Below are 12755 nucleotides of genomic sequence, written 5' to 3'. Positions count from 1 at the left end.
CAAAATAGATTTTTAATGTTTTCACCAGTGGATTTGTCCCGTTAACAAATAAATGAAGTTCCGCATAGCAAATGGATAGTATTATTTAATGCAGTAAAAACCAGCCTGCATGTAAGAGTACCAGAACAACTCCACGGTCTTGAACCCTGTTTCTCTCAGCAGTTTCAAATGTTCTTCGACAGTTAGGGGAAAATACTCCGTATCGAAGCGTTCAAGATGTTTCTCTATCTCTTCCTCGTTCCTCCCGCGGGCTAACTGAAAATTGCCCCAGTATCGTTTTCCAATGGTGACACCCTCTTCCGTTAGTGGCCTGATATTCTCGAAAGTAATGTAGATTCCATCGTCCTTAAGCAGATCATAACATACTCTGGTGGCCTTTGTCCTGTTTTCGCGGTTAAGATAGTGATGGCACTGTATAGCAGTAATGACGTCTGGTTTTTCCTCAAATTTCTGAGAGAATTCCTGGGTAGGGGAAGCTTTCAGGAATTCCAGCCTTCCGGCAGGGAAGGATAATAGTTTTTGCTTTGCCTGCTCCAGCATACCTTCCGAAGGGTCAAGTAAAAGGAATTTTGTATCGGGAAATTCATCAGCGGCTTTATTGACAAGTGAGCCTGTCCCGCATCCGGTATCCAGCCAAACCTTAGGGCTTGAGGGAAGCGATTTGATGAAATTAATAGTTTCTCGATGAAAAGTTGAGTAATAAGGGAGAACATCGAATATCCGGGCATCATAATCCTCAGGAAGATGAGGAGTAGCGTTCTGGGTAGGTTTTGTAGAAGTCATGGCAGTAAATTCCTTATAAGTTCATTTTAAACTTATTATTTAATTGAAGGCTATTTATCTACTTTTTAGAACATAAAGTAGTAGTGGTTTTCCTTAAAAAAGCAACACCTACTACAATCCAAACCCCCATTCAAACCTCAGAAAACCGTACATGATAATAAAATTTACGCTTATTTAATAAAAAAGTAAAATAATAACCGCGTAACCGCTTCAGGTTTCAATCAATCCAAAAGAAAAATTGAAAAAAATAAATTTAAAGCTCATTTTTCGAATTGAATTGTCACTTTTGTAAAGCCTTCAGTGCGGTTAGCGAACTCTTTGTAGGCTTCAGGCGCTTCTTCTATGGAAATCTTGTGGCTTACTATAAAGCTGGGCTTTGCTACTCCGGCAATTATCATGTCTCTGAGCATAACAATGGTCTTCTTCACCGGAGTCTGACCTGTCCCAACAGTTAAGCCTTTTTCCCAGAGTTCTCCAAAAGGCAGGATACATTCTCCTTTCTTGGCGCGTTCATTGTAAGCTCCAGGGTCATTCGCAGTATAAACCCCGATAATTCCAAGGTGGCCTGTGGGATTGACTAACCTCACCAGATCGCTTATCACCTGGGTCGGGTTCTCTCTTGAAGGGTCACTCCTGTCCCTAGCCTGATAGCCGACTGCATCTATGCCGCACATGACCCCTTTCATTTTCTCCTCACCTGGCAGCAGCGACTGCACAATTGCAGGGTTCCCGGCCCTTAACATCTGTATCATGGTTACCGGGTCACTCCTGGCAACCTCAATGTCGGCACCTATACTCTTAGCAAGGCTCTCTACACTCGACACGATTCCCTGCAGCTTTTCCTCGCCTGGCAGCCACGTATCCACTCTTGCGTGCTGAGACCTTAAAGCCTCGATCATGGCTACCGGGTCGCTAAGGGTAAAGTCGATAGGGATAGCACCTATACTCTTAGCCAGCTTCAACCTTTCAGGTATATAATCGACCACAAATACCTGGCCTGCCCCCTGCAGCAGCGCGGAATACGCTGCGAGCAAACCTACGGGTCCCGCCCCGAAAACCGCTACAGGTAATCCGGGCTGCACCATGGCAAGCTGTGTGGCGAAAAAGCCTGTAGGGAAGACATCAGCCAGCATGATGAAATCGTCTTCCCATTTATCCCCTGGAGATCCGGGGAGCTTGGTGCAGTTAAGGTCGGCATACGGCACTCTCAATAGCTCAGCCTGTGCCCCTTTATACGGTCCCATTTTGGCATATCCGAAAGCTCCACCCGCATTTTCGGGATTAACAGTCAGGCAGGCGCTGGTAAACCCCCGGATGCAGTTTATACAATGTCCGCAGGCGATGTTGAAAGTGACGACCACCCGGTCTCCTTTCTTAAAGGAAGACACGGCATCTCCTACTTCTTCTATGACCCCGAGAGGTTCGTGTCCCAGCACTTTGCCCGGTTTTTCAATCGTTCTTCCCTCATACATATGAAGGTCGCTTCCGCAAATGCCGCTCGAAGTAAGCCTGATTATAGCATCTGCGGGATGCTCTATATTTGGATCATCCACCTCTTCTACTGCAACTTGATTCGGTCCTCTATAAACAACGGCTTTTATAAAATCACCCCAATCCAATAAAGATCCCTGTAGACTTTTCACCTTCGCTGCAAGGCAGAATAACACAGAGTACCTTGTTATTATAATTGTTATTTTTATAATAGCTGCTTTATAAAAAGTGCTTGAATCTATATATCTGTTGCAGAATTTAATCTAAGGGTCTTAAAATACAGTATGTGTTTAACAAGCAGTAATTATCCAGACCGTATTCCTGGCCAGGTTCTTTAACTGCTCCTTACAGGCTCTTTAAGTGCTCCCCATACAGTAACAAAGGAGGCAAGAAAATCATAGAGTTTTAAAGCTTCTTCATTAAGTTCCTGTAAGTTTGCAGGGAGTATAACGGATTCTTAAAAAGAAAAAATGAATGAAAAAAATAAGCTATCCAGGATAGTATCTTTTATCCCTTAAAGGACTCAATCCATTCCGGCCTTTCAGGAGGGTCATTTATCAGCATCTCTCTCCATTCTTCATCTGTCAACCTTTCTCCCGAAGGCTGCCAGAACTCGTAATAGCTCATTACTGGACCTGCTCCAAGTACGATCCTTCCATCGGGCTGTTTATAAGCTACTACTATCAGGTCCAGTTTTCCGGTTCCTTCTTCCAGCACTCCAGCAGGAGAGGTGTAAACATCCGCAACCAGAATGGAGTTCTGGGACTTTATATCCACATTCTCAAGCATTGGAGTTATATTCTGGCCGAAATTTCTGATGAACTCGTACTCCTCATCTGTTAGCTCTTTGTTTTCAAGCTCTTTAATCGAGATTTCCAGCAGTTTTTCAAGGGTGCTTTCAAGAGTTGTAAAATCTTTATCCGACTGCTCATCAAGTACTTTCATTTCAACGCCCAGTATGTGCCATTTTTGTAAGAGCAAGCATCCTGGCATAGAATTCAGGCACTGGCTCCACGTATCCTTCTACAAGTTTTTCCTCTGGGACATGGGAAGCACCTATAAAATAGGGTTGTTTTACATAGAGGACAGTATCATGCCTGAGCTCGGTCCATGAAGAAAGGGCTGTATTAAGCTGCTTATCTTCCCAGGCTTCTGTTTGCATGAAAGTGGGATAACCCTCAGGATAACTTGCAAGGAGGGGCTTTAAGGCGTACAGTTGAGCCCAGTAGAGGTTTTTATTCCAGTCTTCTTCATCAAAAGCTCCAAACACATTTTCCAGAGATAGGTGGCGGCTTTTGTATTCTTCGTCTCCAGAAATACCCAGATTTTTCAGGTGTTCTTTGGCTCTTTCAGAACCGAGAAGATCCATAATATTCAGGGTAGGGAAACCGAGATTCTGGAGGATATATGAGTCTGGAGTGTAGCGCTGACCCATGAACCTGAACCCTTTTGTTGCCTCAAGGGTCTCGTTTTCAGTTTCAGAGCCTGCATAAATTACTTCTCCTGTTCCACTGTAGATTTTCGGGCTTTCGTATCTTTCCAGTTCCGCTTTCAGCGCCGTAAGGTTTTTGTTATCGAAGTTTACTCCTTCTCTATTATTCCCAAAAACAGTATCCAGAGCTTTTGCATATTCATAGGGCCCGAGGTCGTCGGAAAAACAGGCATAGAAAGCTGTCACTTCGTAGATTCTGTCCCACCTGTCTCGAAGGTCTTTGTCCCTATCAAAATGGTCAGAAATTAAAAGGGCCTGAATAGTCTGAATTTTTGCTTCCTTTTCTAGGTCTTCTGCAGTAATCACGTCCGAATGGAATAGCATCCTTATTCTACCGTGCCACATCATGGCCTTGAAGTAATTCTTTAATTTCTCAGATGTTGTATAGTGCCCCCGTGGAATGTACTGAGAGTAATCTTCACCATAATTAAAAATCGGAGAAAGCGCAAAACCTTCTTGAGCCTCTATCAGGCGTATTTCGGCCTCTACATCAGATTTTACAAATGAAGGAACTTCGACACTGTATTGTTTTGCGTCCTGAGAATAGAAAGGCGTAATTTCCTCTGTAATTTCCAGTTTTTCTTCTATTTGCTCAGATTTCGGTTCAAGAAGGCTCAAAGCTACGGCAAAATACGCAACATTTCTTCTTGCGGCCTCTTTTACTTCCTCAGAAGCGTTATCCTCTACAGACCTGTTATGATCCTCTATGGAAGCTTCAAGGAGGGTTTTGTCAAGTTTCCAAAGCTCGTCGTAAAATTCCTCTTCTTCGACCCTTTTTAAAGTTTCATCAAACTGTATATGGTAAAGATGAAGAAGAGAATCCGTCGTGATGAAAATAGGGATATCAGCTGCTTTCAGATCCCTGTAAGTATAATTTACCAGTATCTGCTCTGCTGTGAATAGGTTTTCGGTATTTCCATTTTCAATCACAACAAATCCATTTTTGAATAATAAATCCCTGCTTTCGTTTGATATGGGAACTTTTTGAGTGAAATCGTTATAATTTGTGATTTTGGAAGCCTCTAGAGGTAGAGAATAAGAGGGAATATCTGCTTCGAACTGCAGACTTTCTTTATTGTAATATCTGGAAAAGGAGCTTTGCCTTTCAAATTTAAGAGAGTTTATGCTGCCTGCATATTCTTTATCTGAAATATTTTTGTTTAGAGTTTCATTTATCACGTTCCCGGGATTCTTTCCTTGGGCTAAATGATCTTGATTATCAGTACATCCAGAGATAGAAATTAACGATACTATCAGCAGACAGATAAAAATGGTTGTGGTTGCTTTTTTCAAAGTATACCCTCAATATTTATATTGAGATTATGCTGGAAAATTGAACTAGAGCCAAGAGTTAATAATGTGTTCGATAAATTTTGAGTGAGCACATCTAAACAAACTTTTGTTTCTACCTTAACAAAAATTATAGAATTATTTTCTTAATCGGAGGATTGATCAATAACTCCAAATTCGAGATTTTCGGACTTAATTCTGAGTTTTAGGATTAGCCCAACAACTTGTGAAAATAAATGACTTAATGCATGGGCTTTGTCAGCCATTACATAAGCCTGAAAAGTATTTTTTTCATTATAAGAGATAACTATTTTTTGAATTACCTCATTTTAGCTTCTAACATAGATATGATATGCAGGGATAATTGAGTCCCAATTTTCCCAGTATATGCCTCCTGGATATTTATTCCCAAAACTGGGGTTCCAAGGATCATATATGTAGAGGTAATAGTTTCCATCAGTTCCCTGACAATAGCCTGCACAAGCTCTTGCATGGCCCTCCTCCTCAGACTCATCTTTAAATATTAAAGCTGCTAAAGGTCTATTTGCATATATTTCATTTTTAGCTTCAAGCCATGTTGGACTTGAATCAGAATATGAACCCGATTTACCTAAAATAGACTTGTAATAATAAACTTGACCTGCTACAGGAGTTCCAACATACGGTACTGTATCCATCTTACCTGCGATGTATGTCTGGGTATGAGTGACGTTATAGTATTTTGCAATCATCTTTCCTGTAGCTGGTGCGCAATAATAGTCATTTTCTTGGGTATAACGAGTGAAAGGAAGTGTTTTTTGAACTCCAGCAATTTTTATCTGGACTTCATCTTCTTTAAAATTATTATCTGCAATTTTCTTTGCTCGTTTATCATATTCATCCCAAGCTGTTAGTCGTTCTTCTAGCTCTTCTTCAGGTATTTCCGAATACAACGACCATACATCAGCAACTTCAGAAGAGCTAGTATCATTTATGCTCTCATCGATAATCTTAGAACCAGAGAAGTCAAACAATCTATTTTTTCCTCCTTTGGTCCCAGGTTCCTGCATATCTGCCATTATTCCGATTTTAGGATAGCTGTAGCATACAACTTTTGAAGATGTAACATTTATATTTTTATGATCTTTTGCGATCAACTTTTTTGCATCCTCAACTTCTTTTTTCATATCCCAGTCCTCAGAATAGAACTCTATTGTCCTGATGGGATCTCCAAGCACTTTACTTGCTGCAACTTTTATTGCCCCTATATTTATCCCATTATTTTCAACCGTAAATTGATAAAAAAGTTTTTTCCCGTTTGGATCGTATATTATAAGGGGGTCTGGATTTACTATTGCATTTGTCCAATCCGTAGAGTTGGAGCCTGGGGCACCAATCAATAAGAAATCGTAGAGGGCTGTTTTGGCATGTACTTCTGCCTCTTTTACTGAGACATAATTCTTTTCGATTGTTTTTTCATCAATAGATGCAGACGCAGGTAGAATGCATACCACACTCAATAGTAGCAATTCTGCAAGTAATACACCTACTCTAAACCTATACTTTATCGTCATAGTTTGTCTCCTGTTTATTTCCCAGGAGGCAGGATCAAGCAAGCCTTAAATATTTATAAAGCTAACACTAACTCATGCCTCCGGGCAAGGTGGGGTTCAAATAGACTTTCCAGAGAGAATTTGAACTCCATCAAACATCTTTTTAATGTTCATTTTTTTTCATGAATTTACTCTTATAATTAATTTGTGGCCAAATCATCCAACTGAGAGTATAGGTAAACCTAAATCCGAATTTTTTGGAGATTTATAGGGCTATTTGATTGATAGTTGGATGATTTGGCCATAAAGTTTAAGTAAACTGTCTTGACAAGTGTTAAAAAGAGGGCTAACAGTGTCAAGAAAGACATTTTTGAGTTTGTAGAAAATCTATCTAAATTAGTGTAAGAGATTGAAAAAATAAGCAAAAAGTGCCAGGTTATCAATTTGAATGGGCGGATTAGTTATTTCAGAAGATTTCTACAGAGCCTATTTTTGATTATATTTATGATTCGAATCTATGTTTGTTCTCTAATCTTTAATTATTAGAGATTTGCACAGAAAAATACGCCTAGACACTGCAGATGTTTTTTATATATGAAAAGTATATCGGGAATTCTGGATTTTTTACCACCCTCTCCTTGATTTTTATTATCCTTTCCTTATGCCTACACGGATTCTGTAGTAAGCTTAACAGATTCTTGAAAAAATGGATAGAAAAGATAAGCTATCCAAGATAGCATCTTTTACACCTTAAAGAAATTCACCCATTCCGGCTTTTCAGGAGGATTATTTGCCAGCATTTCTTCCCACTCTTCGTCTGTCAATCTTTCCCCTGGGGGCTGCCAGAATTCGTAATAACTCATTACAGGGCCTGCCCCTAGAACGATCCTGCCATCGGGTTGTTTATAGGCTATTACTATTAGGTCCAGTTTTCCGGTTCCTTCTTCCAAAATCCTCCCTTCCCTATCTGTATAAACATCCGCAACCATGACAGAGCTCTGGGCATCCTCGTCTATGTTCTCAAGCATTGGAGCTATATTTTGTCCGAAATTTCTGATGAACTCATACTCTTCATCTGTCAGCTCTTTGTTCTCAAGTTCTTTAATCGAGATTTCGAGCAGTTTTTCAAGTGTATTTTCAAGAGTTGTGAAATCCTTATCCGACTTTTCATCAAGCACTTCCATTTCAGCTAGCCCGGTATGTGCCATTTTAGTAAGGGCAAGCATTCTGGCATAGAACTCAGGTACTGGTTCCACGTATCCCTGAACAGGCTTTTCTTCTGGTGGCTTGGTGTAAGCGCCTGTGAAACGAGCTTGTTTTGCATAGAGGATAGTATCATGCCTGAGTTCAGTCCAGGAAGCAAGAGCCGCATTCAGTTGCTTATCTTCCCAGGCTTCGGTCTGCATGAAGGTAGGATAACCCTCTGGATAACTTACAAGGAGAGGCTTTAAGGCGTATAGTTGAGCCCAGTAGAGGTTTTTATTCCAGTCATCTTCATCAAAAGCTCCAAACTCATTTTCCAGAGAGAGGTGGCGGCTTTTGTATTCTTCGTCTCCAGAAATACCCAGATTTTTCAGGTGTTGTTTGGCCCTTTTAGAACCGAGGAGATCCATGATATTCAGGGCAGGAGGATTGAGCTTCTGGAGGATATAAGAGTCTGGCGTGTATCTCTGACCCATGAACCTGAACCCTTTTGTGGCCTCCAGAGTTTTGTTTTCAGTTTCAGAACCTGCATAAATTAATTCTCCTGTTCCACTGTAGATTTTCGGGCTTTCGTATATTTCCAGCTCGGTTGTAAGTGCCGTGAGGTTTTCGTTATCAAGACTAATTTTTTCTCTATCATTCCCAAAAACAGTATCCAGAGCTTTTGCATATTCATAGGGTCCGAGGTCATCGGAAAAACCGACATAAAAAGCCGTTACGCCATAAATTCTATCCCATCTGTCCCGGAGGTTTTTGTCCCTGTCGAAATGGTCAGAAATCAAAAGAGCCTGCATAGTTTGAATTCTCGCTTCTTCTTCTGGGTTCTCTGCAGCTAATTCTCCTGCGGTTGATCCTTCTGGAGTAATCATGTTTGACTGAAGGAGCATACTTATTCTACCGTGCCACATCATGGCTCTGAAGAATCTTTCCAATTCTTCAGAGGAAGTATAGTGACCCCTTGGGGCGTATTGAGAATAATCTTCACTATACTTGAAAATTGGAGACATTCCTTCTTTTTGAGCTTCTATCAAAGCAAGTTCGGCTTCAACTTCTTCTTTTACAAATGAAGGGATCTCAAAGTTATATTCTTCGGAACCCATAACTCTGCTAGATTTAACTTTTATCCGATTTGGATCTGGTTTTTCTTTAAGCAAACTGATGGAAACCGCAAAGTATGCAACATTTCTTCTTGCAGCTTCCGTTGCTTCTTTAGATGAAGAATTATTTTCTTTTGCCTCGTCATAATCCTCTATGGAAGCTTCAAGGAGGGCTTTGTCAAGTTTCCAGAGCTCGTCGTAAAACTCCTCTTCTTCGACCCGTTTTAAAGTTTCATCAAACTGGATATGGTAAAGATGAAGAAGAGAATCCGATGTAATAAAGATAGGAACATCAGCAACTTTCAGGCTCCTGTAAGTTGCATTTACCTGCTGTGCTTTGAATTTATTTTCGGTAATCTCATTTTCAATTACAACAAACCCGTTTTTGTACAGTAAGTCCCTGCTTTCATTTGTTAGGGGAATTTTTTGGATGAAACTGTCATAATTTGCAATTTTGGGAGCCTGTAGAGGTAAAGAATAAGGGGAAACATTTGCTTCGAACTGTAGGCTTTTTTTACTGTAATATCCGGAAAAAGAGTTTTGTTTTTCAAGTTCAAGGGTAGTATTGGTCTTTTCTGAGAAGTTTTCCCCAAGAGCAGTTTCTACTGTAGTATTGGATGAACTGCCCTGATTGTCTGTTACTTCGTCCAGTTTGGCTTCTTTTATTGGTTCACTACTGCTGTCAATACAGCCGGATCCAGATATAAGTGCCGTCACCAGCAGGAAAATAACTATCAATGCCCTTATTTTCAAGTAAAATACCTCACATCTTGATTCAAGCAAGAAAACTCAGAAAGAACTAAAAATTAAAGTTCCCCGGAAAGCAGGATCAAGCAAGCCTTAAGTATACTCAAAATTGGTATAACCCTGCTTCAGGAGTATGGAGTTCAGGCGAGTTTGGAGAGTATATTTGAACTCCATAATTAACTTTTGATATACTCTATATAAGTTTTCTAGCCAGATCGTCGAACTGACAGTTTTTCATGTTTCTCCAGAGCTCACAATTGCTCCTTGATCTTTGATTGTTTGAGACTCTGGACAGAAAGCATATATATGTCCACATCTGCAGTCGGTATTTTATTCACACTGAAAAAATAGAAATCTTCGGACTTTACAGCCCTTTAATCCGATTTACCACAAACTCACAAAATACTCTACTTTGCGATGAATTATGGTTATATATTTTGTTTGCAGGCGAATTATTAAATTAGAAAAAGAGTTACTGTCCCCGTATCCTGCACCAAGGCATACCCGGGACTAATACAAGTAGTCAGACTCGATCTGGAGTGATCATTTCAATATAATACAAGTGCTGCCTACAGAAGCTACCTGTTATTTACGAAACTCGCCAAAAAATCCCTGCAGATCCTTTGCGTACAATTCAGGCACTTCCCATGCAGAAAAGTGGCCGCCGTGGGGCATCTCTGTAAAATGCTTCAGATTCACATTGCGCTCAGCCCATTCACGAGGCAATGGAGCATCCAATGGCATGTGTGCCACAGCCGCAGGAACCCTGCTGCGCTGCCCCCGGTCAGGCGCAGGCGTCGCATGAGCCATCTCATAGTATACGCGAATAGAGGAATTGATAGTCTCGGTTACCCAGTAGATCATAATATTGGTAAGCAGTTCGTCTCTGGTGAAACGCTCCTCAAGATCTATAGAAGCTCTTGCATTCATGAAACTTAATATCCACGCCGCCAAACCGACCGGAGAGTCATTCAGTCCATAAGCAAGGCTTTGCGGCTTGGTAGATTGGATCATATTAAAGGCTCCTTCTTCCATCCACCATTTTTGAATGAACCCCGCAAATTCCTGTTCTGCCGGAGAGAGGGTAGAGAAATCGGTACTGCTATCCGGATATCCGACATCAGTTAGGTGGATAGCAATTAACGGGTCAGGATAGTTAAGTGCCAGAGATCTGGTAATAAGTGTGCCATAGTCACCGCCAGCGGCTGCAAATGTTTCGTATCCGAGTACTTCGGTCATGAGCTTTACCCATAAATCGGCAACAGCATCTTCTGTCATTGCCTTGCGGTCTGAAAAGCCATATCCCGGAATTGAAGGCACAATTACGTCAAAAGAACAGTCCGGATCGCCACCATAACTTCCAGGGTCGGTCAGCATCGGGATAACTTTATGGAACCGATAAAATGAATCAGGCCAGCCATGAGTAAGGATAATCGGGATCGGGTTTGGGCCTTTCCCGTGCTCATAAATAAAATGGATGCCTGTGCCACTGACTTCGGTACGGAATTGATTGAACTGATTGAGCTTTGCCTCCTGTGCACGCCAGTCATACTTATTTTGCCAGTAATCTACCAGACCTTTCAGGTAGTCCAGGTTTGTACCATAATCCCAGCCAGCGCCTTCTACTTCATCCGGCCAGCGAGTTCCTGCGAGCCGCTCCTTAAGATCCTGAAGTACAGCCTGTGGAATATTTATTTGAAAAGGTTGAATTGACATGTATCCTCCTAGCCTCTTACTTAATGCATTAATTAGATTCCCTGATAACAATCGTTGCCCGTTACTTGGATGGCTGACGATAAGTGCGGAAGAATGCTCGCATATCCTCTGCCATGAGCTCTGGAAATTCCATTGCTGCAAAGTGGCCGCCGTGGGCCAACACCGTCCAGCGCTTAATATTCTTCAAGTTGCGCTCAGCAAATTCACGTGGAGGTACCGGGTCTATATCTTTAGGGGGAAGGGCGAGTCCTATCGGCACGTAAACCTGCTGATCCGGCTTGAGCGAAGGCGATATCCACTCCTCGCGGTAACTGACTGCGCGAACTGAAGGGCCACTTACCCAGTAGAGCATGATGTTGGTCAATAGTTCGTCCTTCGTGAAGATCTTTTCAAGATCACCATCACAGTCGCTCCAGGAACGGAACTTCTCAATTATCCAGGCGGCATAACCGACAGGTGAATCGTTCAGAGCGCATGCGAGAGTTTGCGGCTTTGTCCCTTGCAGCATTGCATAAGCACCCTCTTGAAAGCCCACAGTTTGCAGCGTCTCAAGATACTGCTTCTCCGCCTCGGAAAGATTAGAAAAGTTGGCCTGCGTAATGGAAAAGCCAAGATCGGTAAGATGAAGGCCAATGATAGACTCGGGATGATGTACACCCAACAGCTGAGAAATCGGACTTCCGCCGTCCCCACCCCCTGCAGCAAAATGTTCATAACCTAGCTCTTCAGTCATCAACCGCCAGCACAACTCAGCAATCTGCTTCAGCAGCTGCTTTCTCGGCGCTTTCGATACATCCGAATAGCCGCCAATTAGCGAAGGTACGATTACATCAAAAGAATCATTGAGGTCACCGCCATATTTTGTTGGATCGGTGAGCATTGGAAGTAGCTTGAGGTAACGGCAGATCGAGTCTGGCCAGCCATGGAAGAGGATAATTGGCATCGGGTCAGGACCCTTGCCACGTTCGTAGATGAAGTGGATTTCCTTACCACCGATGTCAGCTTCAAATTGCGCAAACTTATTCAGTTCTGCCTCCTGTTCGCGCCAATTATACTTGTGTTGCCAATAGTCAACAAGTTCCCTCATATAGTTCAGGTTTGTACCATAGTCCCAGCCAGCGCCTTCGACTTCATCCGGCCAGCGGGTTCGAGCGAGCCTCTTCCTGAGATCCTGAAGTACAGCCTGTGGAACATTTATTTGAAAAGGTTGAATTGACATACCTTTTTACCCCTTTTGAAATCTATTCTTATAAAATATATCCAGGAGCTTGAATAATAAGCTTTCAGTTCCCTTTTTATAAAGATGAGCTTTGCAGTTCCTGCGAAAAATGCATTCTGAATCAGTGCCGAAGTTTCAATTCTAATTTTAACGAGCCTTGCTCACTAATCAATAAAGAATGAACA

At 41.8% G+C, this 12755-nt stretch carries 6 protein-coding genes and 1 pseudogene; all 7 read right to left on the bottom strand.

What is annotated here, in order from left to right:
* Window positions 1–81: 81 nt before the first annotated feature.
* Window positions 82–783, bottom strand: a complete 702-nt coding sequence (locus ACZ5A8_RS03320) for a class I SAM-dependent methyltransferase (RefSeq protein WP_464532178.1) — start codon at window positions 781–783, stop codon at window positions 82–84.
* Between the two features lie 260 nt (window positions 784–1043).
* Window positions 1044–2402, bottom strand: coding sequence for an alcohol dehydrogenase catalytic domain-containing protein (locus ACZ5A8_RS03315; RefSeq protein WP_464532177.1), 1359 nt, complete (start codon window positions 2400–2402; stop codon window positions 1044–1046).
* Between the two features lie 379 nt (window positions 2403–2781).
* Window positions 2782–4831 (bottom strand): annotated as a pseudogene (locus ACZ5A8_RS03310) (DUF3160 domain-containing protein).
* A gap of 554 nt (window positions 4832–5385) precedes the next feature.
* Window positions 5386–6609 (bottom strand): C39 family peptidase, encoded by a 1224-nt coding sequence (locus tag ACZ5A8_RS03305; RefSeq protein ID WP_464532176.1) that lies wholly within the window; start codon window positions 6607–6609, stop codon window positions 5386–5388.
* A gap of 722 nt (window positions 6610–7331) precedes the next feature.
* A complete protein-coding gene (locus tag ACZ5A8_RS03300) occupies window positions 7332–9641 on the bottom strand; it encodes a DUF3160 domain-containing protein (protein ID WP_464532174.1) in 2310 nt (769 codons plus the stop codon).
* A gap of 579 nt (window positions 9642–10220) precedes the next feature.
* Window positions 10221–11351, bottom strand: a complete 1131-nt coding sequence (locus ACZ5A8_RS03295; protein ID WP_464532173.1) for an epoxide hydrolase family protein — start codon at window positions 11349–11351, stop codon at window positions 10221–10223.
* Between the two features lie 61 nt (window positions 11352–11412).
* A complete protein-coding gene (locus ACZ5A8_RS03290; RefSeq protein WP_464532172.1) occupies window positions 11413–12570 on the bottom strand; it encodes an epoxide hydrolase family protein in 1158 nt (385 codons plus the stop codon).
* Between the last annotated feature and the right edge of the window lie 185 nt (window positions 12571–12755).

The sequence above is a fragment of the Methanosarcina subterranea genome (assembly GCF_055385895.1).
This window is presented reverse-complemented; position numbering and strand designations above follow the sequence as displayed.